The organism is Massilia sp. KIM, from assembly GCF_002007115.1.
In the GTDB taxonomy this organism is placed as follows: Bacteria; Pseudomonadota; Gammaproteobacteria; order Burkholderiales; family Burkholderiaceae_D; genus Telluria.
In genome coordinates this window covers 392,269-415,935 of sequence record NZ_MVAD01000002.1, presented here as the reverse complement: position 1 = coordinate 415,935, position 23,667 = coordinate 392,269, and the positions used below count along the sequence as shown (strand labels likewise).

22 protein-coding genes are annotated in these 23,667 nt (G+C 66.9%); 11 read left to right on the top strand and 11 right to left on the bottom strand.

What is annotated here, in order from left to right; genetic code table 11:
• Positions 1-345 precede the first annotated feature (345 nt).
• On the bottom strand, positions 346-3,879 hold the full coding sequence (locus tag B0920_RS16610) for an indolepyruvate ferredoxin oxidoreductase family protein (RefSeq protein ID WP_078034446.1): 3,534 nt from the start codon (positions 3,877-3,879) through the stop codon (positions 346-348).
• 133 nt (positions 3,880-4,012) lie between these two features.
• Here B0920_RS16610 and B0920_RS16605 point away from each other — a divergent pair, with 133 nt between their 5' ends.
• Positions 4,013-4,480, top strand: coding sequence for an Lrp/AsnC family transcriptional regulator (locus B0920_RS16605; RefSeq protein WP_078033772.1), 468 nt, complete (start codon positions 4,013-4,015; stop codon positions 4,478-4,480).
• 72 nt (positions 4,481-4,552) lie between these two features.
• A complete protein-coding gene (locus B0920_RS16600; RefSeq protein WP_078033771.1) occupies positions 4,553-4,981 on the top strand; it encodes a DUF1841 family protein in 429 nt (142 codons plus the stop codon).
• A gap of 84 nt (positions 4,982-5,065) precedes the next feature.
• Here B0920_RS16600 and B0920_RS16595 read toward each other — a convergent pair whose 3' ends face one another.
• On the bottom strand, positions 5,066-5,404 hold the full coding sequence (locus tag B0920_RS16595; RefSeq protein ID WP_078033770.1) for a cytochrome c: 339 nt from the start codon (positions 5,402-5,404) through the stop codon (positions 5,066-5,068).
• Between the two features lie 8 nt (positions 5,405-5,412).
• Complete coding sequence (locus tag B0920_RS16590) at positions 5,413-5,754, bottom strand: cytochrome c (RefSeq protein ID WP_078033769.1); 342 nt, start codon at positions 5,752-5,754, stop codon at positions 5,413-5,415.
• Between the two features lie 189 nt (positions 5,755-5,943).
• On the opposite strand from B0920_RS16590, the gene B0920_RS16585 reads away from it, so the two are divergent.
• The 5 genes from B0920_RS16585 to B0920_RS16565 all read left to right on the top strand — a co-directional run bounded on the left by B0920_RS16585 (position 5,944) and on the right by B0920_RS16565 (position 11,062).
• On the top strand, positions 5,944-6,798 hold the full coding sequence (locus tag B0920_RS16585; protein WP_078033768.1) for a MoxR family ATPase: 855 nt from the start codon (positions 5,944-5,946) through the stop codon (positions 6,796-6,798).
• Complete coding sequence (locus B0920_RS16580; protein ID WP_078033767.1) at positions 6,795-7,385, top strand: GNAT family N-acetyltransferase; 591 nt, start codon at positions 6,795-6,797, stop codon at positions 7,383-7,385. Before B0920_RS16585 ends, B0920_RS16580 begins: the two co-directional genes overlap by 4 nt.
• Before the next feature lie 6 nt (positions 7,386-7,391).
• Complete coding sequence (locus tag B0920_RS16575; RefSeq protein WP_078033766.1) at positions 7,392-8,561, top strand: VWA domain-containing protein; 1,170 nt, start codon at positions 7,392-7,394, stop codon at positions 8,559-8,561.
• A gap of 181 nt (positions 8,562-8,742) precedes the next feature.
• Complete coding sequence (locus tag B0920_RS16570; protein ID WP_078033765.1) at positions 8,743-9,933, top strand: cation:proton antiporter; 1,191 nt, start codon at positions 8,743-8,745, stop codon at positions 9,931-9,933.
• Positions 9,923-11,062 (top strand): YbdK family carboxylate-amine ligase, encoded by a 1,140-nt coding sequence (locus tag B0920_RS16565; RefSeq protein WP_078033764.1) that lies wholly within the window; start codon positions 9,923-9,925, stop codon positions 11,060-11,062. The genes B0920_RS16570 and B0920_RS16565 overlap by 11 nt, the downstream gene beginning before the upstream one ends.
• On the opposite strand, the gene B0920_RS16560 is transcribed toward B0920_RS16565, so the two are convergent.
• Both B0920_RS16560 and B0920_RS16555 read right to left on the bottom strand, forming a co-directional pair.
• The gene (locus B0920_RS16560; RefSeq protein ID WP_078033763.1) at positions 11,046-12,713 is read right to left on the bottom strand and encodes a methyl-accepting chemotaxis protein; all 1,668 of its coding nucleotides are present in this window, start codon (positions 12,711-12,713) and stop codon (positions 11,046-11,048) included. The two genes, B0920_RS16565 and B0920_RS16560, sit on opposite strands and share 17 nt — an antisense overlap.
• A gap of 257 nt (positions 12,714-12,970) precedes the next feature.
• Entirely contained in the window at positions 12,971-13,351 is a 381-nt protein-coding gene (locus B0920_RS16555) for a GFA family protein (RefSeq protein WP_078033762.1), read from the bottom strand.
• Between the two features lie 169 nt (positions 13,352-13,520).
• On the opposite strand from B0920_RS16555, the gene B0920_RS16550 reads away from it, so the two are divergent.
• Positions 13,521-14,258, top strand: a complete 738-nt coding sequence (locus B0920_RS16550; protein ID WP_078033761.1) for a hypothetical protein — start codon at positions 13,521-13,523, stop codon at positions 14,256-14,258.
• Here the strand turns inward: B0920_RS16550 and B0920_RS16545 are convergent.
• Positions 14,195-14,545 carry an antibiotic biosynthesis monooxygenase gene (locus tag B0920_RS16545; RefSeq protein WP_078033760.1) on the bottom strand — a complete coding sequence of 117 codons (351 nt, stop codon included), beginning with the start codon at positions 14,543-14,545 and terminating at the stop codon, positions 14,195-14,197. The two genes, B0920_RS16550 and B0920_RS16545, sit on opposite strands and share 64 nt — an antisense overlap.
• Positions 14,526-14,873, bottom strand: a complete 348-nt coding sequence (locus B0920_RS16540; protein WP_078033759.1) for an NIPSNAP family protein — start codon at positions 14,871-14,873, stop codon at positions 14,526-14,528. Before B0920_RS16540 ends, B0920_RS16545 begins: the two co-directional genes overlap by 20 nt.
• A gap of 72 nt (positions 14,874-14,945) precedes the next feature.
• On the opposite strand from B0920_RS16540, the gene B0920_RS16535 reads away from it, so the two are divergent.
• Complete coding sequence (locus tag B0920_RS16535) at positions 14,946-15,620, top strand: helix-turn-helix transcriptional regulator (protein ID WP_078033758.1); 675 nt, start codon at positions 14,946-14,948, stop codon at positions 15,618-15,620.
• A gap of 28 nt (positions 15,621-15,648) precedes the next feature.
• Here B0920_RS16535 and B0920_RS16530 read toward each other — a convergent pair whose 3' ends face one another.
• The 3 genes from B0920_RS16530 to B0920_RS16520 all read right to left on the bottom strand — a co-directional run bounded on the left by B0920_RS16530 (position 15,649) and on the right by B0920_RS16520 (position 17,970).
• Positions 15,649-15,984, bottom strand: a complete 336-nt coding sequence (locus tag B0920_RS16530) for a hypothetical protein (protein ID WP_078033757.1) — start codon at positions 15,982-15,984, stop codon at positions 15,649-15,651.
• Positions 15,985-16,093: 109 nt separating this feature from the next.
• Positions 16,094-17,107, bottom strand: a complete 1,014-nt coding sequence (locus tag B0920_RS16525; protein WP_078033756.1) for a gamma-glutamyl-gamma-aminobutyrate hydrolase family protein — start codon at positions 17,105-17,107, stop codon at positions 16,094-16,096.
• Positions 17,108-17,235: 128 nt separating this feature from the next.
• Positions 17,236-17,970 (bottom strand): response regulator, encoded by a 735-nt coding sequence (locus tag B0920_RS16520; RefSeq protein ID WP_229455680.1) that lies wholly within the window; start codon positions 17,968-17,970, stop codon positions 17,236-17,238.
• Positions 17,971-18,257: 287 nt separating this feature from the next.
• Here B0920_RS16520 and B0920_RS16515 point away from each other — a divergent pair, with 287 nt between their 5' ends.
• Positions 18,258-20,255: a DNA topoisomerase IV subunit B gene (locus B0920_RS16515; protein ID WP_078033755.1), complete on the top strand. Its 1,998-nt coding sequence runs from the start codon at positions 18,258-18,260 to the stop codon at positions 20,253-20,255.
• 184 nt (positions 20,256-20,439) lie between these two features.
• The gene (gene parC / locus B0920_RS16510; protein WP_078033754.1) at positions 20,440-22,782 is read left to right on the top strand and encodes a DNA topoisomerase IV subunit A; all 2,343 of its coding nucleotides are present in this window, start codon (positions 20,440-20,442) and stop codon (positions 22,780-22,782) included.
• A 298-nt stretch (positions 22,783-23,080) separates the two neighbouring features.
• Here the strand turns inward: parC and B0920_RS16505 are convergent, their stop codons facing one another.
• A complete protein-coding gene (locus B0920_RS16505) occupies positions 23,081-23,563 on the bottom strand; it encodes a hypothetical protein (protein WP_078033753.1) in 483 nt (160 codons plus the stop codon).
• Between the last annotated feature and the right edge of the window lie 104 nt (positions 23,564-23,667).

The following is a 23,667-nucleotide window of genomic DNA, read 5'->3' as shown; positions in this document are numbered from 1 at the left end:
AAGCATTGTCGATTTAACAATCGTCGGCGCTCCGATGCGCCACTTCCCCTCCCGGCATTCCTTTGTCATCCTGACATTGATTTTCCTCCCCGCTGCCTCGGCCGACGAGCACAAGCGAAAACATTGTCAATATGTCCATGCCGTAGATATCGCCGAGCGGCCGGGGCGTGCAAATCCGCATTCGTCTGCTTCATTCGCTGACCATAAAACCGTCGCACCGGCGAAGGCCGGTGCCCAAGTTTGCATGCGCTGCCACTGCGCTTCCAACTTGGGCACCGGCCTTCGCCGGTGCGACGTTCATGCGTGACGGGAGGGGCATGACGCCCTGACCGGATAGGCCCAGCCTCAGGCCTGGCGCTTGATCTCGATGGTCTTCTTCGGCGCCTCGAACTCCGCCATGCCTTCCTCCCAGGCCGCATCGAAGGCATCCATCGCCTTCAGCTTGATGTGCCCATAGCCGCGCACGCCGTCCGGCAACTGGGCCAGCTTCAGCGCCACCGGCTTGTTGGCCGCCGTCAGGCGCTGCGGCAGGCTGCGCACGAAGTCCAGGTAGCGGTCGCGCAGCGCGCGTTCGCGGCGGCGCTCGGCCGTGTAGCCGAACACGTCGAAGGCTGTGCCCCGCAGGCCCTTCAGCCGCGCCAGCACGCCGAAGGCGCTCAGCATCCAGCCGCCGAAAGCGATTTTTGCCGGCGCCTCCGACCCCGGCTTCCGGCGCGCCAACAAGGGCGGCGCCAGATGGAAAGCCAGCTTGTAGTCACCGTCGAACTGCCCCGCGATCTGCTCGCGGAAGGCGGGATCGGCGTGCAGGCGCGCCACCTCGTACTCGTCCTTGTAGGCCATCAGCTTGAACAGGTTGCGCGCCACCGCCTTGCTCAGCGAGCGCTTGCTGCCCTCGCCTTCCAGCGCCACTTCGGCGTGCTCCAGCGCCGCCACCGCGTCCTCGTACAGGCGCGCATAGCCGGCGTCCTGGTAAGCCCTCAGCCAGTCCTTGCGGAAGGCGACGATCTCGGGCAGCGTCTTCGGCATCGCGAACTGCACCACGGCCGGACGCGGACCATTGAGGCGCTCGAGCGCCTCGCGGTCGGCCGCCGCCAGGCGGCCCAGCGTGAAGGCGCGCTTGTTCATGTCCACCGCCACGCCGTTCAGTTCGATCGCGCGATGCAAGGCCGTCAAGCCCACCGGCACCAGGCCGAGCTGCCAGGCATAGCCCATCAGCAGGATGTTGCCGCCGATCGGGTCGCCCAGGAAGCGCGCCGCGATGCCTTGCGGGTCGAGCATCAGGAGCTGGTCCTTGCCGGCCGCCGCCGCGATTTTCTCCAGCAGGCCTTCCTTGTTGATCGAGGCGTCGCGCTCGCGGGTGAAGTCCGCGGTCGGGATCTCGCGTTCGTTCGCCACTACGCGGGTGTGACCGCGCCGCATCACCGCCAGGCTGTCCGGCATCGCCGCCACCACCAGGTCGCAGGCGAACACCGCGTCGGCCTGCTGCACGTCGATGCGCACCTGGTTCAGGTGGGCGGGCGAGGCCGCCACGCGCACGTGCGACAGCACCGCCCCGCCCTTCTGGGCGAAGCCCATGAAGTCCAGGGTCGAGGCGCCCTTGCCTTCGAGGTGGGCCGCCATCGTGATCAGGGCGCCGACGGTGACCACGCCGGTGCCGCCCACGCCCGCCACAAGGATCTCGAAGGGTTCGGCCAGCGCATGCGGCCGTGGCGAGGGATAGCGCGACAGCGCGCCTTCCAGCTCGGCCAGCGACAGGCTGACCGCCGCCGGCTTGCGCAGCGCGCCGCCCAGCACCGAGACGAAGCTCGGGCAGAAGCCTTCGACGCAGGAATAGTCCTTGTTGCAGGAAGCCTGCTCGATCTGGCGCTTGCGGCCCAGCTCCGTTTCGAGCGGCAGGATCGACAGGCAGTTGGACTGCACGCCGCAGTCGCCGCAGCCTTCGCACACCGCCGGGTTGATCACCATGCGCCGCGCCGGATCGGGGAAGACCACCTTCTCCGGCTTGTTCTTCCTACGGCGGCGGCGCTTCTCGGCGGCGCAGGTCTGGTCGTACACCAGCACCGTCACGCCGGGGATCTCGCGCAGCTCGCGCTGCACAACATCGAGTTCGGAGCGGTGGTGCACGCTGACGCCGGCCGGCAGCGCCACGCCCCGGTAGTTCTCCGGCTGGTCGGTGACCACCACCGTCTTGCGCGCGCCCTCGCTCACCACCTGCTGCACGATCTGCGGCACCGACAGCTTGCCGTCCACCGGCTGGCCGCCGGTCATCGCCACCGCGTCGTTGTACAGGATCTTGTAGGTGATGTTGGCGCGCGCCGCGATCGCCTGGCGGATCGCCAGCGAGCCGGAATGGTAGAAGGTGCCGTCGCCCAGGTTCTGGAACACGTGCTTCTCGCCCACGAAGCGCGAGGACGCCACCCAGTTGACGCCTTCGCCGCCCATCTGCGCGAGGTAGTTGGTGTCGCGCTTCATCCAGGTGGCCATGAAGTGGCAGCCGATGCCGGCCAGGGCGCGGCTGCCCTCGGGCACGCGGGTCGAGGTGTTGTGCGGGCAGCCGGAGCAGAAATACGGGGTGCGCTTGACACCGTCCGCGCCGTTGGACAGCAGCTCGGCCGCGCAGAAGTCCGGCAGCCTGGCATGCAGCTCGAGGGCCGGGAAGCGCGGCGCCAGCCACTGCACCAGGCTGGGCGCGATGCGCGAGGGGCGCAGCTCGCCCAGCGCCGACAGCATCGGGCGGCCCTCGCGGTCGGTCTTGCCGATCACGACCGGGCGGCGCTCGTGCGGCAGGTTGTAGAACAGGTTCTTGACCTGCTGCTCGACCACGGCGCCCTTCTCTTCCACCACCAGGATCTCGTCCAGGCCCTCGGCGAAGGCGTCCAGGCGGGTGCGCTCGAGCGGGAAGCTCAGGCCCGGCTTGTACAGGCGGATGCCCAGCTGCGCCAGGCGCTCCAGGCCCAGGCCGAGGCGCTGCAGCGCTTCCAGCAGGTCGAGGTAGGCCTTGCCGACGGCGATGATGCCGATGCGCGCGCCGGGCGCCGGCACCACCAGGCGGTCGATCGAATTGGCGCGGGCGAAGGCCTGCACCGCTTCCAGCTTGGCGTGCACGCGCTCTTCCAGCGCCAGGCTGGGGAAGTCGGGCCAGCGGTTGTGCAGGCCGCCTTCCGGCGGCGTGTAGTCGGTGGGCGTGGCGTAGCGCGGCATGGGCGGCAGCTCGACCACCGCGCCGCCCTCGACTGTTTCCGAGATCGCCTTGAAGCCGGTCCAGGCGCCGGAATAGCGCGACAGCGCCCAGCCGTACAGCCCGAACTCGAGGTATTCCTGGATGTTGGCCGGGTTCAGCACCGGCATGCCCCAGGCCATCAGGGCCTGTTCGCTCTGGTGCGGCATGGAGGACGACACGCAGCCGTGGTCGTCGCCCAGGATCACCAGCACGCCGCCGTGGGGCGAGGAACCGTAGGCGTTGCCATGCCTGAGCGCGTCGCCGGCGCGGTCCACGCCCGGGCCTTTGCCGTACCACATGCCGAACACGCCCTCGACCTTGCGCGTGGGGTCGGCCTCGACCTGCTGGGAGCCGAGGACGGCGGTGGCGCCCAGTTCCTCGTTGATCGCGGGGAGGAAGTCGATCTTGTGCCGGGCCAGCAGCGTGGACGCGCGCCACAGTTCCTGGTCCACCGCGCCCAGCGGCGAGCCGCGGTAGCCGCTGACGAAGCCGGCCGTATCCAGCCCGGCCGCCTCGTCGCACAGCTTCTGCATGCACAGCAGGCGGACCAGGGCCTGGGTCCCAGTCAGGAAGACCCGGCCCTGGGTGCGGGTGAGGTTGTCGTCCAGCGCATAGTCCGGGTCGGCCAGGGTATCGGCCAGCTTGCCCGGCAGGGTCATCGTGTTCATGTCTCCAATTGCTCCAGCTTGTTCTTATGGCGAAATGATATGATCGGCGGGCGGGCAAATTATTTCGATTTACCCTCCAGTGCCGCCTTGTGCAGGCAAAATATTTCTCAAAACGGCTCAGAACATGAAAAACACGTCGCTCGACCCGGCATCAATGAAGATTCTGGCGGAACTGCAGAAGAACGCCCGGATTTCGGCCAATGAACTGGCGGAGAAAATCGGCATGTCGGCCAGCCCCTGCTGGCGCCGGCAAAAGGAGCTGGAGGACAACGGCTACATCATCCGCTACACCGCGCTGGTGGACCGCAAGAAGCTGGGCCTGGCGGTGTGCTGCCTGGCCCACATCACCCTGGCGCGGCACGAGGAAGGGGCGGTGAAGAACTTCGAGGAGGCGATGCGGCTGCGGCCCGAGGTGGTGGAGTGCTACGAGACGACCGGCAATGCCGACTACCTGGTCAAGATCGTGGTGGCGGACATGGAGGCGTACCACAACTTCCTGCACAACGTGCTGGTGAAGCTGAACGGCGTCTCCCAGGTGAACACCAGCGTGGCGCTGCGCGAGGTGAAGTACGAGACGGCGCTGCCGCTCTAGGCGCCGGCGAGCGGCGCCGGCGGCATCGCGCTACAATGCCGCCTTCCCTCCCTTTTCTGCCCATCCCCAGCCATGTTTACACCGTCTTCGCACGACGTGCGCCGCTTTTTCTGCGAAGCCTACCGCAAGCACCGCCACGGCGAGATCCTGACCCCGATGGACGCCATCGCGGCCGACTGGATCGCCCAGCATCCCGAATACCACGGCGAGCTGGAAGACATCGAGGAAGCCATCGCGCGCGACTATTCGGTCGAAGGCGGCAAGCCGAATCCCTTCCTGCACCTGTCGATGCACCTGTCGATCGTCGAGCAAGTGTCGATCGACCAGCCGCGCGGCATCAAGGCGGCCCACGACGCGCTGGTGGCCAGGCGCGGCGAGCACGAGGCCCATCACGAGATCATGGAATGCCTGGGCGAGATGATCTGGGCCTCGCAGCGCAACGGCGTGCCGCCCGACACCGAGGCCTATATCGAGTGCGTGCGGCGCCGGGCCTACGCCTGAGCGCGCGCCGCAAAACAAAATCCCCTCGCCGCGTCGCGGTCGAGGGGATTTTTTTCGGGCCTGCCGGTCGGGCTTATTTGCCCGTCACTTGCTCGTCACCAGCTGGGTCGGCAGGCTGGCCAGGTAGGCGCCGATGTCGGCCATGTCCTGGTTCGACAGCGGCTGCACCTGGCCCGCCATGATCGGGTTCACGCGGCCGTTGGCGCCCGGGCCGCGCTTGTAGGCGCGCAGCGCATGGGTCAGGTAGTCGGCGTGCTGGCCGGCCAGCTTGGGATAGGTCGGGTCGATCGGCTTGTTGTAGTCGGCGCCATGGCAGGCGGCGCAGTTGTATTTCTTGGCCAGGGCCTCGCCCTTGGCGACGTCGGCCGCCGAGGCGTTCAGCGAGAACAGGCCCAGGGCGAGCAGGGAAATCAGTTTTTTCATGGCGCTCCTCATCGCTTGACGGTGGCTGGGGTCTGCTGGGCGTAGTAGGCCGCCACGTCGGCGATGTCCTGGTCGCTCATGGACTTGGCGATGCCGGTCATCGAGGGATGCTTGCGGTCGCCCTTGCGGTAGGCCTTGAGGGCGGATTCGATGTACTTGGCGGACTGGCCGCCGATCTTCGGAACCTGGTAGACCTCGGGGAAGGCGGTCTTGTAGCCGCCGGGGATGCCATGGCAGCCGATGCACATTTCGATCTTGCTGCGTGCGGACTTCGGGTCTCCTACGACGTCCTGTGCTGCCGCGGCGCTGGCGCACGCGGCCAGTACCAATACTGCTAAAGTGTTTTTCATGGGTGTGGCTCGTTAGTTGTAATTCGAATACCGCAAACGCACAAAAAGTTAGCAAATGGTCCACCAACCAGTCGATTCTATATGAAGTGTTGGCACCAGTCTACAAAGCGCGTGCCAGCCGGCGCGCCCGATCGGCACCCGCGTTCTGGCATATACTCGTCGGCATTCCATCCCGATTCCTGACCGCGTATGCAAGCTCCCCACCGCTTCGAAGGCAGCGACAACTATGTCGCCACCCCCGACCTGAAACTGGCCGTCAACGCCGCCCTCACCCTGGGCCGACCGCTGCTCATCAAGGGCGAGCCGGGCACCGGCAAGACCATGCTGGCCGAGGAAGTGGCCGCCGCCCTCAACATGCCGCTGCTGCAGTGGCACGTGAAATCGACCACCAAGGCCCAGCAGGGCCTGTACGAGTACGACGCCGTCTCGCGCCTGCGTGACTCCCAGCTGGGCGACGAGCGCGTGCGCGACATCCACAACTACATCGTCAAGGGCGTGCTGTGGCAGGCCTTCACCTCGCCCGAACCGGTGGTCCTGCTCATCGACGAGATCGACAAGGCCGACATCGAATTCCCGAACGACCTGCTGCGTGAGCTGGACCGCATGGAGTTCTACGTCTACGAGACGCGCGAGATGGTCGTCGCCCGTCATCGCCCACTGGTCATCATCACCTCCAACAACGAGAAGGAACTGCCGGACGCCTTCCTGCGCCGCTGCTTCTTCCACTACATTAAGTTCCCGGACCGCGACACGATGGCTGAGATCGTGAAGGTGCACTTCCCGACCCTCAAGCAGGACCTGCTGGCCGCCGCCCTGCAGAGCTTCTACGAGCTGCGCGACGTGGCCGGCATCAAGAAGAAGCCCTCGACCTCGGAATTCCTCGACTGGCTCAAGCTGCTGCTGGCCGAGGACATCCCGGCCGCGGCCCTGCGCAGCCAGGACGCCAAGGCCGTGGTGCCGCCGCTGGCCGGCGCCCTGCTCAAGAACGAGCAGGACGTGCACCTGTTCGAGCGCCTGGTGTTCATGTCGAGGACCAACCGATGATCAAGGTGGCGCCCGTCACGCTGGAGTTCAACGGCATCCGCCTGGAGCCGCTGGCGATGCACCACGCCGACGCGCTGCGCGCGGCCGCCAGCGACGGCGAGTTGTGGAAGCTGCGCGTGACCAGCGTGCCCGAGCCGCACGACGCGGAAAGCTACATCGGCACGGCGCTCGACATGCGCGACCGCCTTCCCTTCGCCGTGATCGACGCCACCTCCGGCGCCCTGGTCGGGACCACCAGCTACCACGACATCCTGCCGGCCGTGGGCCGGGTCGAGATCGGCTACACCTGGTATGCGAAGCGGGTACAGCGCAGCCACGTGAACACCAGCTGCAAGCTGCTGCTGCTCTCGCACGCCTTCGACACCCTGGGCTGCGGCGTGGTCGGGCTGCGCACCGATTGCGAGAACTTCGCCTCCCAGGCCGCGATCGAGCGCCTGGGCGCGCACAAGGACGGCGTGATCCGCCACCACGCGCTGCGGCGCGACGGCACGGTGCGCGACACCGTCATGTACAGCATCCTGCGCGCCGAATGGCCGGCCATCAAGTCGGCCCTGCACGAACGGCTGGCGCGCCACGCGCGGCACTGAGCCATCATGCTGATCGATTTCTTCTACGCGCTGCGCGACGCCAAGGTTCCGGTCACGATCAAGGAATTCCTGACCCTGCTGGAGGCCATGCAGGAAAAGGTGATCGCGCCTTCGCTGGACGAGTTCTACTACCTGTCGCGCCTGACCCTGGTGAAGGACGAGGCCCACTTCGACAAGTTCGACCGCGCCTTCGGCGCCTACTTCAAGGGCATCGAGGCGGTCTTCGACGAGAAGGCCGAGATTCCGCTCGAGTGGCTGCTCAAGCGCTTCGAGCGCGAGCTCACGCCGGAACAGAAGGCCCAGCTGGAAAAGCTCGGCTACGACAAGCTCCAGCAGCGCCTGCAGGAACTGCTCAAGGAACAGAAGGGCCGCCACGAAGGCGGCAACAAGTGGATCGGCACCGGTGGCACCTCCCCCTTCGGCAATGGCGGCACCAATCCGGAGGGCATCCGTATCGGCGGCCAGGGCCGCAACCGCACGGCGGTGAAGGTGTGGGACCAGCGCAGCTACCGCGACTACGACGACGAGCGCGAGCTCGGCACCCGCAACATCAAGGTGGCGCTGCGCCGCCTGCGCCGCTTCGCGCGCACCGGCGCGGCCGACGAGCTGGCCCTGGACGACACCATCCGCGCCACCGCCAGCAATGCCGGCTGGCTCGACATCCGCATGCAGCCGGAGCGCCGCAACCGCATCAAGGTGGTGATGCTGCTCGACGTCGGCGGCACCATGGACGACCACATCGAACGCACCGAGGAGCTGTTCTCGGCGGCCAGGTCCGAGTTCAAGAACATGGAGTTCTATTACTTCCACAATTGTGTCTACGACTACCTGTGGAAGAACAACCGGCGCCGCCACAGCGAACGCTTCCCGACCTGGGACGTGCTGCGCAAGTACCCGCCCGACACCCGGGTCATCTTCGTCGGCGACGCCACCATGAGCCCCTATGAAGTGCTGGCGCCCGGCGGCTCGGTCGAGTACAACAACGAAGAAGCGGGCGCGGCCTGGCTGGCGCGCTTCACCTCGGCCTTCCCCAAGTTCGCCTGGCTCAACCCCGAGCCCGAGCACCTGTGGCAGTACCGGCAATCGATCGCGGTGATACGCCAGATCATGAACAACCGCATGTTCCCGATTACCCTCGAGGGATTGGAACGGGCAATGCGCCTACTCAGCAAATAGGACCAATCCTACGCGGCGTGCGCGACCCTCGCCGCCGCGCGCTTCCTTGTAAAATCGGCAAATAAATACGGGCGCGCCAAGACGCCTCAAGCGTCCCGGTTCGCATTCGCGTTCGCGTTCACCATGGCGCTCGCGTGCGCTTTCGCGCCCAGCTGTCCCGTCCCCTTTGCAAGGAGCATCCATGCCCGACCTGTTGTCCGTGTTGACCAGTCTTGCCTGGCCCTTCGCCATCGCGATCGCCTGGCTGGCCGGCGAGTTCGGCCAGCGCTGGACCGGCCTGCCGCGCATCAGCTTCTACGGCGTGGCCGGCTTTGTGCTGGGCAGCTCGCAGATCGGCGTGCTGCCGGCGCCCGGCGCCGGCCCCATCGCGCTGCTGGCCGACATCGCCTTCGGCCTGATCCTGTTCGAGCTCGGCTACCGCATCAACCTGCGCTGGCTGCGCACCAATCCCTGGATCGGCGTCGCCGGCCTGGTCGAGGCAGGCCTGACCTTCGTCGCCGTCTACCTGATCGCGATCGCCTTCGGCACCAGCCGCATGACGGCCCTGATGATGGCCGCGCTGGCGATGGGCACCTCGCCCGCCACCGTGGTCCGGGTGATCAACGAGCAGCGCAGCTCGGGCCAGGTGACCGAGCGCGTGCTGCACCTCTCGGCCCAGAACTGCGTGCTGGCGGTGTTCGCCTTCAACGCCACCATCGGCCTGTGGATCTTCCGCACCTTCGAGGACGTGGGCGACGCGATCTGGCACAGCCTGGTCATGCTGTCCGGTTCCTTCCTGGCCGGCGCCGTGTTCGGCGTGGCCGTGCCCTTGCTGCTGCGCGCCATCGGCAACCCGCGCCAGGACGCCACGGTGGCCTATGCGCTGGCGGTGGTGCTGCTGGTGGCGGTGTGCGACACCAGCGGCCTGTCGCCGGTGGTGTCCACCCTCGCCTTCGGCCTTACCGCGCGCCACCGCCGGGTCGCCTTCAGCCAGGCGCAGCGCAACTTCGGCACGCTCGGCGAAGTGCTCACCGTGCTCCTGTTCCTGTATGCCGCCTCGACCCTGAACTGGCGCATCGTGCTGGCCGGCGGCGCGCTCGCGATTTCCGTGGTCTTGGTACGCATGCTCACCAAGACCGCCGGGGTGGCGGCGTTCTCGCACCTGTCGGGTATCTCCTGGCGCAAGGGCACGCTGACCGGGCTGGGCCTGGCCCCGCTGTCGGTGTTCGTGATCCTGCTGCTGGAGCATGCGCGCCGCGCCGGCGTGCCGGTAGTCGAGGAACTGCGCTCGATGGCGGCGGTGACCATGCTGCTCGAAGTCTTCGGCCCCATCATCATCCAGCGCGCGCTGATCTGGGCGCGCGAAGCACCGGAGCCCCGCCATGCCGCTTGAAGCCTTTGCCGCCTCCCAGCCGCTCACCTTCGGCGTCGAACTCGAGCTGCAACTGGTCAGCCTGTCCGACTTCGACCTGACCGCGGCCAGTCCCGACCTGCTGCACCTGCTGAACCGCAAGCCCTTCCCTGGCAACGTGACGCCCGAGATCACCGAGAGCATGATCGAGATTAACTCGAGCGTGCAGACCGCCTACGGCCCGCTGCTGGCCGAGCTGATCGAGATCCGCGACACCCTGGTGGCGGGCGGCGACACCCTCAACATCGGCATCGCCGGCGGCGGCACCCACCCCTTCCAGCACTGGTCGGAACAGAAGATCTCGGCCAAGCCGCGCTACGAATACCTGTCCCAGCTCTACGGCTACCTGGCCAAGCAGTTCACGGTGTTCGGCCAGCACGTGCACATCGGCTGCGCCAACGGCGACGACGCCCTGTTCCTGCTGCACGCGCTGAGCCGCTACATCCCGCACTTCATCGCGCTGTCGGCCTCCTCGCCCTTCGTGCAGGGCCACGACAGCGGCTTCGACTCGGCGCGCCTGAATTCGGTGTTCGCCTTCCCGATGAGCGGGCGCGCCCCCTTCATGCTGTCCTGGCAGGAGTTCAACGAGGTGTTCTTCGCCAAGATGGAGCGCACCAAGATCATCAAGAGCATGAAGGACTTCTACTGGGACCTGCGGCCCAAGCCGGAATTCGGCACCATCGAGCTGCGCGTGTGCGACACGCCGCTGACGGTGGAGCGCGCGGCCGCGCTGGCGGCCTATCTGCAAGCCCTGTGCCGCCACCTGCTGGAGCGGCGCGAGGCGGCGCCGGAGGAGGATGACTACCTGGTCTACAACTACAACCGCTTCCAGGCCTGCCGCTTCGGGCTGGACGGGGTGATCACCCTGCCCAAGACCTACGACAACGTGCCGCTGCGCGAGGACATCGCGGACACGCTGGAGAAGATGGCGCCGCATGCCGAGGCGCTGGGCAGCACGGACGCCCTGCGGCATCTGGCCACGGCGCTCAAGGAGGGCAGCGACGCCAGCCTGCTGCGGCGTTACTTCGAGCGCGACGGCAGCGTCGAGGCCATGGTCGACGCGGCGATCGCGCGGTTCCGCGGCGAGCGGCGCTTCAGCTGGCGGGGCTGAGCGCCCCGTGTCCGATCAGGGCCGCCGGCCGAGGACCTGGCGTGCGTCCTTCGCGCTGGGCTGGCGGGACGGCCGCGAGCTTGAACACGCTGACCAGTTCGTCCAGCTTGAGCGCCTGGTGCTGCAGCGCGTCCGAGGCAGCTGCGGCCTCTTCGACCAGGCTGGCGTTCTCCTGGGTCGCCTGATCGATCTGCGCCATTGCGGTATTGACCTGCTGCAGGCCGGCTGACTGCTCTTCGCTCGCCACGGTCATGTCGGCGACGATGTCGGCGACGCGCTGGACGCTGGCGACCACCTCCTGCATCGTCGCGCCGGCCTGGTCGGCAAGCTGGGCGCCGTTGGCGACCCGCTCGACCGAATCGCCGATCAGCGCCTTGATTTCCTTGGCGGCCCCTGCGGAGCGATGCGCCAGGTTGCGCACCTCGCTGGCGACGACGGCGAATCCGCGTCCCTGTTCCCCGGCGCGCGCCGCCTCGACCGCCGCGTTCAATGCCAGGATATTGGTCTGGAAGGCGATGCCGTCGATGACGCCGATGATGTCGACGATCTTCTTCGCCGACTCCTCGATCGATCCCATGGTCCGGACCACGTCCGACACGGCCTCCCCGCCACGGCTCGCGATGGACGACGCGGACAGCGCGACACCGCTGACCTGGCGCGCATTGGAAGCGTTCTGCCTGACGGTCGTCGCCAGCTCTTCCATCGAGGATGCCGCTTCCTCGAGGGTGCCGGCCTGCTCCTCGGTGCGCGAGGACAGTTCGGCGTTGCCGACCGCGATCTGGCTGGCGGCGGAGGCGATCGCCCCCGTCCCCTGGCGCACCTCGGCCACGATGCGCGCCAGGCTTTCCTGCATCGCGCGCATCGCGGACATCATGCTCGAGCGGTCGCCCGGACGCAGCACCACTTCCACCGACAGGTCGCCTGCGGCGATCTGGTCCGCAAGGCGGGCCGCCTCGGCCGGTTCCCCGCCCACCTGGACCAGCACGCTGCGGGCCACCGCCACGCCCGCGCCCACCATGCACAGGAGCGCGACGGCGACCATGCCCGCCATCAGCATATACGCTTGCCTGGCTTCGTCACGCTTGTCCTGGACCGCCGCGTTGGCAACCCCGACGTTCAGTTCGATCAGCTCGCGCAGCGTCTTCTCCGACATGGCGAACAAGGGCAGGTCGGCAGCCATCGCCTGGTGGTAGTCGCGGTAGGCGCCGGCGCGCGCTTCCTCGGAGGCCGCCGCGCCGATCGCGCCGATCATCTCACCGATCCTGCGGTCGTTTTCCTTCCAGCTGTTCCACTCGCCCAGGAAGCGCTCCCACAAGACCTTCTCGTCCGCCGTCTGCGGCAGCGGCTCGTAGATCTTCCAGCCGCGCTCGATCCTGTCCCACACCTTGCCGCGCTCGCTGCCCAGCTCCTTGAAGGCGGATGGCGCGACGTCCTTGCCTTCATAGGTCAGCGTCGTCAGGTTCGCCGCCTTGATGGCGGTCTGCCCCTCGTTCATCATTTCGAGGCCGACAACCGAGGGAAGCCGTACGACGCCGATTTCATCGATGGCTTCCGCCTGGTCCACCAGTCCCTTGACGGCGACCATTCCGATGGCCAGCAAGAAAAACAGGGCAATGCCGATCAGCAGCGAGATTTTGTATTGGAGTTTCATGGCGGGCCTCGGAAAGGAGGAAACAGGTGCGGAACGACTGGGGACGAGAGTGCGAACGCGGGGTCGGGGCGGCGCCGATGGCCCGCTCGCTTTGGTGAACACGAGAGGCCGGTAGGAATATTCCTACACCTGTTCAACATTATCCAGAGAATTCTCGACCTCGTTGCCGAGTGACAACAACCTTTCCGTGCGGCCCGGCGGCGACCGAGGCCGCTCTGGCGAGGGTCGGCCCGTTCCGCGCGCCGCGCCTGGCCGTGCTACACGCCGGCCGGATCGCGCGCCGGCAGCCACCCGGGCTTGGTCTCTGCGAACAGCTCGATCTCGACCGGCTCGGTGAAGGGCGTGTCCAGGGTGCCGAGCGTGACCGCGATGCGTTCCGGCGTGTCCTCGCTGCGCCAGAACAGCGAGGAGCCGCAAACGCGGCAGAAGGCGCGCCGGCCGTGATCGGACGAGACGTATTCGGCGATGCTGTCCTCGCCGCGCTCGATGCGCAGGTCGGCGCGGGCGACATTGGCATAGGTGCCCGATCCGGCGCCGTGCTGCTTCTGGCACATCGTGCAGAAGCAGTGGCTGGCGCTTTCGACAGGACCATCGACGCGGTAGGCGACGGCCCCGCACAGGCAGCTTCCTTTCAACATGCTCGGCTCCTTTTGAACTCGTGACTGCCCATTGTAGGCCAGAGCGGCGGCGCGCCGCCTGTGGCAGCCTGCAGACAAATGTTGGCCCCGCTATCGTGCGCGCCGGACGCCTGGGTTACTGTCGGTTCACGCGCCCCCACAACGGCGCGCCCACTATCAGGAGAGCGGCATGATGAGAGCGCGTACGGGTGGTCTGTGTCTGCTGCTTGCTGGTTCCGCCTGGCTGGCCACGCCGGCTGGGGCCCAGGTCAGCATCGAGGCGAGCGCCTCCAACCTGCGCTTCGTGCTGACCGACCTGGCGCCCGATGACGGCGAGGCGCCGTGGTTCCGGTTCATGGAAGCCGGCATGGACCCGCTCACGCAATCGCTCTTCCTGATGCCAAAGCCGGGCGAAGAACTACGGGTGGCGGACTTCGCCGAGCGGCGCGGCCTGTTCGAGTTCTCTTCGAATACCCGGGTTTCCCTCGGCCTGGACGTCGACCTCGCCATGCAAACCCAGCCTTTTCCCGGCGCGCAGCAGTCTGGAACCACCTCGATCGCCTTCGTCGCCATCGCGGAATGGGGTCATCCCAAGAACCGCCAGTGGATGCGCGACAGCGACGATGTCTACGGCGATGTGGGACAGTATGTCGGCGAGCTCCGCCCCAGCTACGAACGCAGCGGCACGCTGTGGCTGGAGTTCGTGAACGGATCCGGCTACACGGCCAGCGGCGAATATTTCTACCAGATCGAGTCGATCGCGCAGGCGGTGACCTCGCCCGTTCCGGAGGCGCCTGCCCCCTTGATGCTGATCCTCGGCGCCACCCTGCTTGGACTGTGGCGCCGCCCCTTCCCGGGGAAGCATCAAGCTGCGGGATGCGCCGCGCGCGAATCCGGCGGCGCTTCATCCCGCTGGTGCAGGCCGTAGTCGCGCACCACCGTCGCCACCCGCAGGCGATAGTCGCGGAAGATGCCGGCCCTGCCGGCGGTCTGCGCCGCGCGGTGCGACTCGAGGGTGCGCCAGCGCTGCACCGCCTCCTCGTCGCGCCAGAACGAAAGCGACAGGATGCGCCCTGGACGCGACAGCGACTCGAAGCGCTCGATCGACAGGAAGCCGTCGATGGCTTCGAGCTCGGTGCGCAGGCGCGCGGCGATGTCGAGATAGGTCTGCCGCTGGGCGGGCTCGGGTTCGACTTCAAAGATCACGGCGATCATGCCAGCCTCCTGGACGCATGGTGGTGGCGACATTCTCGAGGAAGGTCCGCTCTTCGCGCAAGATGAAGCGCTGCTGCTGGGCCAGCGCGAAGTTGGCGCGCGCCTCCTCGTCCTGCCTGAGGCGCTGGCGGTAGGCCTCGTAGGCGGCCAGGCTGTCGAAGGCGATCAGGCCCCAGGCCACGTCGTTGCTGCCCTCGTGCGGCAGGAAATAGCCGAGCAGGTCGCCGCCGCAGCGGGGAATGATGCGGCCCCAGTTGTCGGCGTAGCGGCGGAATTCCTCGCGCTGGAAGGGATCGATCTGGTAGCGGATGAAGCAGGTGATGGTCATGGAAGCTCCTCATAATTGGAGCCGCCACTGTAGTCCTTGGACCCTGCCGGATGCTTCGGCTAAGATCGAAGCATGAAGGACGGACCCAACATCACCGCCATCGCCGCGCTGATCGGCGATCATGCACGCGCCCAGGTGCTGAACCTGCTGATGGCCGGGCGCGCGCTCACGGCCACCGAGCTGGCCGACGCGGCCGGCGTCACGCGCCAGACCATCAGCGCCCACCTGGCCAAGCTGCAGGCCGCCGGCCTGCTGAGCGTCGAGTCTCAGGGACGGCACCGCTACTTCCGCATCGCCGACCCTGAGGTCGCGCACATGCTGGAGTCGCTGATGGGCGTGGCCTTCGGCCTGAACGCCCTGCCACTGCTGCCCGGTCCGCGCGAACCGGCGCTGCGCAAGGCGCGGGTCTGCTACGACCACCTGGCGGGGGAACTCGGGGTGCTGGTCTACGAACTTATGCTGGCGCAAGGCGCCTTCGCGCTCGGCGCAGAAGGGATGGGCTTGACCGCGGCGGGACGGGCGCTGGTGGCGCGCCTGGACATCGACGCGGATGCGCCGGCGGGCCGGCGCCCGCTGTGCCGCAGTTGCCTGGACTGGAGTGAGCGGCGCCACCATCTGGCCGGCCGGCTCGGCGCCGCGCTCCTGGCGCGCTGCGAACAACTGGGCTGGGCGCAGCGCGAGCCGGATTCGCGGGTAATGCGCTTCAGCGCCGCGGGCGAAGCGGCGCTGCGCGACTGGCTGGGCTGAGCTGGCGCGCGCTATCGGTGCGCGACGATCAGCCGGCGACGGCGGCAGCCTTGCCCGACCAGGCCCCGCGCATGAAACGCGCCAGCAAGGGCGGCCGCGCGGGCGCGGGCAGCTTGGCGTCGACCAGCGTCGCCCACTGTTCGGTCAGTTGCTCGCAGGTGGCGCGCAGCACCGGGTCGACTTCCGGCATGCGCGACAGCGCCGCCAGGTGGCGCTCGATCACCGAGGCCAGCTTGACGCAGGGCGGTTCGTCCGCGCCGCGCGCCGTGTAGTGCGACATCAGGTGCAACAGGGATGCGACCAGCAGCGCGTCCTGGCTGCGTCCGGCCGGGGCTGCTGCGTCGCCTTCAAAAGAAATAGTCATGCCGCCTCTCTCCTGGAAACCTTGCTCGATTCACGAATGAGAATGATTCTCATTCCAATTATTGTCCGGGTGTCGGACGAAAGCAAGCGTTTTCAGCGACAGGTCGGGGTCAGAGCCGGGTCTCGCGGGCGGCGCGCAGGAATTCGTCCAGCACCGGGGTGCAGTCGAGCAGGTCGACCCCGCCGGCGCGGTGGAATTCCGGATGCCATTGCAGGCCCATCACGAAATCGGCGCGGCGGTAGCGGATCGCCTCGACGATGCCGTCCGGCTCGGAATAGGCCTCGACCACGATGTCGCGCCCGAGCTCCTTCACCGCCTGGTGGTGGATCGAATTGACCACCGCCTTGCGCGTGTTGGGGAACATGCGGCTCAGGGTTGAACCCTGGGGGAAGACGATCTCGTGGCGGTGGGCGTCGTACAGGTCGTGCACGTGAGCCAGCGCCTCGGGGACATTGGTGGCCACATCCTGGTAGAGCGTGCCGCCGAAAGCCACGTTGATGAGCTGGCAGCCGCGGCAAACGCCCAGCACCGGCTTGCCGGCGTCGACGAATTCGTGCAGCAGTTCCAGCTCGTAGACGTCGCGCGCACGGTCGCCCGCCCATTCCGGCCTGGTCGGGGTTTCGGAATAGGTCTGGGGCGCCACATCCGCCCCGCCCTGCAGCACTAGGCCGTCGAGATGGCGGGCATAGTGGCGCAAGGTGATGTTACTGGGGTGAAGCAGGCCGTTGGTATTGACCGTCGGGATCATGAACACCAGCACGTCGCGCGACATCACCCACTGGGCGATCGATTCCTCGAGATACTGGAGATTCTTGCTGAGCAGCCCGCGCGCGCCGGGTTCGGGGTGGAAGATCCGCGCCGAGACCCCGATGTGCAGGGTGCGCTGCATGAAATCGCGGTTGAAGCGCTCGCGCATCGCGCGAAAACGCGAGGTCAGCACCCGCCCGGCCAGGGCCAGCGGGGTGTCGCCGTCGCGCTGGTAGCGGGCGCGCCCGCCGCGTCCCGGCGGCTCGGTGGCGCGCCGGTCGGGGACGCGCACCGGCGTGTCCGGATCTTTTTCGATCGGCGGCCCGGGTTCCTCGCCGGGGCCTTCCTCGGGCAGCTTGTGATTGTGTTCAACCATAATGCAAATATAACGTCGCCACGGCCGCGCACAATATGGACTTGTTACAAAAATCTCATCGTTTGTGGGTGTGGCGTTGCAAAACGGCAGCTTGCACGAAACCCAATTTGGGACGATACTGTATGCAATTACAGTAGTTTTGGCGCCGGCAAGGCCAGCAATTTCTGGAAAGTCGCCACCAGATGGCGGTCCGCCACCGGTTTGTCGAGCAAGCCGCGCACGCCGGCATCGCGGGCGCGCAGGCTGTCGTACTTGAAGGATTGCCCGACCAGGAACAGCACGGCGGTGCGCCCCGCGCCCTCCTGCGACTTGATGGCGCTGCTCAGGCTGTAGGGCTCGATGCCCGGTGTGCAGGTGTTGATCATCACCAGCGAGACGGGGGTTTCGTCGCACAGGCGCACGGCGGCGCGCGAACTGTCGGTCCACTCGACCGGTCTGCCGCAACGGGCTTCCCTGCCCTCCGCGGCCAGCTTGCTGCCGACCACCTGCGCCACGTGGTCGCGGAAGGCCCCGCCCTTGTCGATGATCAGGACGGCGCCGTCCGGCGGACCGTGGCGCAGCCGCACGTAATGTTCGGGCGGCTCGCGATCGGGCGTCAGGCGCGGCTTGCGGCGGCGCTCGGGCAGGCTGCACTCGCCGCGCGCGGTGAGCGCGGCCAGGGCCTGCACCCGGGCGTCAAGCAGCTCGGCCAGGGTGTCGCACAGGCGCCCGGGGTCGAGCGGACGCTGCAGGGTGCGCCAGGCGCGGCTGCCGTCGCCGCCGATCAGGAGGATGGGTTGCAGGGCGCCGGGCGGCAGGCAGGACAGGCGCGCGAGCGCCTCCGGGTTGCTGCCGTCGGCGATATAGATGTCGGGTTCTTGCAAACTGTCGTCGTGCAGGCAAAAATACGACGCCCCCGGTGGTGGGCATTGCGCGAGCAAAAGGTCGAGCTGCGCGCACTCCCTTGGCGCGAACCCGACCAGGCGGATGGTGAATGGATATCTGGGTGCGTGCATCGCTTTTCCAGCCTTTCCTCGGCATCTCGCGAGTGACATCGTTTTAATCTAGCACAATGGTGCGGACTAACAAGCACGTTTGGCGTGGCGGTAAAAGCTAACTATTCCCCCGCGACAAGATAGAATGCGCAAGCATTGATTTTAAGAACATCAGCATGGCCACTAAGAAACCCGCATCCGATTACAGCGAATCATCCATCCGCGTCCTCAAGGGACTCGAACCTGTGAAGCAGCGTCCGGGCATGTACACCCGGACCGAGAATCCGCTCCACATCATCCAGGAAGTGATCGACAACGCCTCGGACGAGGCGCTCGGCGGGCACTGCAAGAACATCGACGTGACCCTGAACGCGGACGGTTCGGTCACGGTCGAGGACGACGGCCGCGGCATTCCGGTCGGCCTGCACCCCGACGAAGGCGTGTCCACGGTCGAGATCGTGTTCACCCGCCTGCACGCGGGCGGCAAGTTCGACAAGGGCTCGGGCGGCGCCTATGCCTTCTCGGGCGGCCTGCACGGCGTCGGCGTGTCGGTGACCAATGCGCTTTCCAAGCGCCTGGAAATCACGGTCTGGCGCAAGGACGACCAGGGCAATGGCGTGCACCGCTTGGCCTTCGAGGCCGGCGACGTGGTCGAGCCCTTGAGCTCCGCCCCGCTGGAACGCGGCGGCAAGAAGAACGGCACCCGCGTCACTGCCTGGCCGGACGGCAAGTATTTCGATTCGCCGAACATCCCCATGGCCGAGCTGCAGCGCCTGCTGCGCTCCAAGGCCGTGCTGCTGCCGGGCGTTACCGTCACCCTCAAGATCGAGAAGACCGGCGACGTCCAGACCTGGCGCTACGACGAGGGCCTGCGCGGCTACCTGACCGAGGCCCTGAACCAGACCTCCAGCGGCCAGACCCTGATCCCGCTGTTCGAGGGCGCCCAGTTCGCGGCCGCCGGCGACGAGGGCTTCGCCGAGGGTGAAGGCGCGGCCTGGGTGGTGGCCTGGACCGAGGAAGGCGGCGTGGTGCGCGAATCCTACGTCAACCTGATCCCGACCCCGAGCGGCGGCACCCACGAAGCCGGCCTGCGCGACGGCCTGTTCGGCGCGGTGAAGAACTTCGTCGAGCTGCACTCGCTGCTGCCCAAGGGCGTCAAGCTGCTGCCGGAAGACGTGTTCGCCCGCGTCTCCTTCGTGCTCTCGGCCAAGGTGCTGGACCCGCAGTTCCAGGGCCAGACCAAGGAGCGCCTGAACTCGCGCGACGCCGTGAAGCTGGTGTCGACCTTCACCAAGCCGCCGCTCGAGCTGTGGCTGAACCAGCACGTCGAATACGGCAAGAAGCTGGCCGAGCTGGTGATCAAGCAGGCCCAGTCGCGCCTGCGTTCGCTGCAGAAGGTCGAGAAGAAGAAATCCTCGGGCGTGGCCGTGCTGCCGGGCAAGCTCACCGATTGCGAGTCGAGCGACATCACCCGCAACGAGCTGTTCCTGGTCGAGGGCGACTCGGCGGGCGGTTCGGCCAAGATGGGCCGCGACAAGGAATTCCAGGCCATCCTGCCGCTGCGCGGCAAGGTGCTGAACTCCTGGGAAACCGACCGCGACCGCCTGTTCGCCAACAACGAGATCCACGACATCGCGGTGGCGATCGGGGTCGACCCGCACGGTCCGGACGACCAGCCCGACCTGTCGGGCCTGCGCTACGGCAAGATCTGCATCCTCTCGGATGCGGACGTGGACGGCTCGCACATCCAGGTCCTGCTGCTGACCCTGTTCTTCAAGCACTTCCCTGCCCTGTTCAGGAATGGCCACATCTGCATCGCCCGTCCGCCGCTCTACCGCGTGGACGTGCCGGCGCGCGGCAAGAAGCCGATCCAGAAGCTGTATGCGCTGGACGACGGCGAACTGCTGGCCATCGAGGACAAGCTCAAGAAGGAAGGCCTGAAGGAAGGCTCGTGGAGCATTTCCCGCTTCAAGGGCCTGGGCGAGATGAACGCCGAGCAGTTGTGGGAAACCACCATGAATCCGGACACCCGGCGCCTGCTGCCGGTGGCCTTCGGCGAATACAACCTGGCCGAGTCCTCGGCGCGCTTCAATATGCTGATGGGCAAAGGCGAAGCGGCGGCGCGCAGGGCGTGGATCGAGGAACATGGGAATGAGACCGAGGCGGATATTTGATGGGCTAACGGTTTGCTAGCCAAACTTGGATCCCGACCTGCGCCTGGATGACGTTGTTTCAAAGCGGCGAAAGGGACGCTTCCATAGATCCTGTCGTTTGCCTTGAAAACCGTCGTTCCCGCGGAGGCGGGAACCCAAGTTTCCCAACATACCCGCAGCTCCCGCCACAAACCGAACAAACAACATGACGCAAGCAAGCCTCTTCGAACAACAACACGAGCCCGCCGACGACGTCGAAACGCTCACCCTTTCCACCTTCGCCGAGCGCGCCTACCTGGACTACGCGGTCTCGGTCGTGAAAGGCCGCGCCCTGCCGGACGTCACCGACGGCCAGAAGCCGGTCCAGCGCCGCATCCTGTACGCGATGAACGAGCTGGGCCTGGGCCCGACCGCCAAGCCGCGCAAGTCCGCCGCCGTGGTCGGCGACGTGCTGGGTAAGCTCCACCCGCACGGCGACCAGTCGGTGTACGACGCCCTGGTGCGCATGGCCCAGGACTTCTCGCTGCGCTACCCGCTCATCGACGGCCAGGGCAACTTCGGCTCGCGCGACGGCGACGGCGCCGCGGCGATGCGTTACACCGAAGCGCGCCTGACCCCGATCTCGCGCCTGCTGCTGGACGAGATCGACATGGGCACGGTGGACTTCCAGCCCAACTACGACGGCTCGACCACCGAACCGCGTTCGCTGCCGGCCCGCCTGCCGATGGTGCTGCTCAACGGCGCCTCGGGCATCGCGGTCGGCCTGGCCACCGAGATCCCCTCGCACAACTTGCGCGAGGTGGCGCAGGCGGCGGTGGCCATGATCCGCAATCCGAAGATTACCCACGCCGAGCTGATGGCCACCATCCCCGGCCCGGACTTCCCGGGCGGCGGCCAGATCATCACTCCGGCCTCGCAGATCGCCGACATGTACGCCGGCGGGCGCGGCTCGCTCAAGGTGCGCGCACGCTGGAAGATCGAAGAGCTGGCGCGCGGCCAGTGGCAGGCCGTGGTCTATGAGCTGCCGCCGGGCTGCTCGGCCCAGCGCGTGCTGGAAGAGATCGAAGAACTGACCAATCCGAAGGTCAAGCTGGGCAAGAAGGCCCTGCTGCCCGAGCAGCTGGCGCTCAAGCAGACCATCCTCGGCGCGCTCGACACCGTGCGCGACGAATCGGGCCGCGAGGCGCCGGTGCGCCTGGTGTTCGAGCCGAAGTCGAAGAACCAGGACCAGAACGAGTTCATGCTGATGCTGCTCGCGCACACCTCGCTCGAGACTTCCAGCCCGATCAACCTGGTGATGATCGGCGGCGACGGCCGCCCGCGCCAGAAGGGCCTGACGGCGATCCTGCAGGAGTGGATCGACTACCGCTTCGTCACGGTGCGCCGCCGCACCGAGTTCAGGCTGGGCAAGGTCAACGACCGCATCCACATCCTGGAAGGCCGCGAGACCGTCCTGCTGAACATCGACAAGGTGATCGCCATCATCCGCAACTCGGACGAGCCAAAGCAGGCCCTGATCGACGAGTTCCGCCTGACCGACCGCCAGGCCGAGGACATCCTCGAGATCCGCCTGCGCCAGCTGGCGCGCCTGGAAGCGATCAAGATCCAGCAGGAGCTGGCCGAGCTGCGTTCGGAAAAGGAAAAGCTGCAGGACATCCTGGACAACCCGTCCTCGATGAAGCGCCTGGTGATCCGCGAGATCGAAGCGGACGCCAAGCAGTTCGGCGACGAGCGCCGCACCCTGATCGAAGAAGCGCAGAAGGCGGTGGCCGAGCAGAAGGTCATCGACGAGCCGGTGACGGTGATCGTGTCCGAGAAGGGCTGGGTGCGCGCGCGCACCGGCATCGGCCACGATCCGGCGCAGTTCACCTTCAAGGCCGGCGACTCGCTGTACAAGGCCTTCGAATGCCGCACCGTCGACCACCTGCTGGGCGTGGGCGACAACGGCAAGGTGTATTCGGTGCCGGTGGGTGCCCTGCCGGGCGCGCGCGGCGACGGCGTGCCGATCACGACCCTGGTCGACCTGTCGGGCGGCGTGCGCATTCTGCACTACTTCGCCGGCAATCCGGACACCCGCCTGCTGCTGTCGAGCTCGAACGGTTTCGGCTTCATCGCCAAGGCGGGCGACATGGTCAGCCGCCTGAAGGGCGGCAAGTCCTTCATCACCCTGGACGAGGGCGCCGTCCCGCTGCCGCCGCGCGTGGTGGCCGATACCGCCGGGGCGATCGCCTGCCTGTCCGAAAAGGGCCGGGTGCTGGTGTTCGGCATCGACGAGATGAAGGTGCTGACCAATGGCGGCCGGGGCGTCACGCTGATGGAGCTGGAGCCCAAGGAGACGCTGCTGGCGGCTCAGCCGATCAGCCCGAAGGGCGTGAACGTGATCGGCACCTGGGCCGGCGCCAAGGCGCGGGTGGTCGAGCTGTTCGCATCCGGTCTGGAGCCGCACTTCGGCAAGCGGGCGCGCAAGGGCAAGCCGCTGTCGGCGAGGCTCAAGGCCCAGGATCTCGCGATGCGGGTGACGGAAGGTGAGGCGGCGAAGTCTGCCTGAGTGTGAGCGCCGGCTTAATGCCGGCGTTTTTTTTGCTCATCAAGCTTGGGTTAGTGGCTGCGCGACGAACTGGGGTTAGTGGCTGCGCGGCGAACTTGAGTAAGTGGCTGCGCGGCGAACTTGGGTTCCCGCCTTCGCGGGAACGACGGTTTTAGTGTGCCGACCCAATCTGATGTCGAAGGCCCGCAGCCCATTGAACGTCGTTCCCGCGAAGGCGGGAACCCAAGTTCAGCGCACACCACCACCGCAAAAACAAACGCCGGCATCAAGCCGGCGTTTCTCCATCAGCAGAACACGATTACTGCTTCGCCGCAGCCTTGTGCACATCAGCCGCCGCTTCCGCGCGCACCTGCTCGGTCTTCGCCGCAGCCTGGGCCTTGTCGGCCGCCGCATCGACCTGGGTTTTGAGCAGCTTCTCGTCCGCCTTGATCATCTTCTTCTCGGCCTTGTGGTTGGCGTCGGCGATTTTCTCCTCCGCCTTGGCCACGGCCTTCGCGCGGTCTTCCGGATCGGCCTTGGCCACCTTCTCGGCCGCGTTGGCGTGGTCCTTCACGAGCTCCGAGTGCGCCTTGGCCTTCTTCTCGTTGGCGTTGGCGGCTGCCTTGCTCACCTTCTCGTCCGCCTTGGCGGCGGCCTTGATTTCCTTCGACTCCGCCTTGGCGATGTCTTTCTCGGCCTTGGCTTCGGCCTTGACGACCGTGCTGTCGGCCGCAGTGGTGGTCTGGGCGTGGGCGGCGGTGGCCAGCAGGCCGGCGATGAGGGTAGCGATCAGTTTGTTCATGATGTTTCCTTTCTGGTGGTCGATGAGCGGGGGCTTCGGCCCGCGCCCTGTTTCTTGTTTAAGCTGGACTCCAGAATAGGCACTACGCTCGAGCAGGTCTGTTA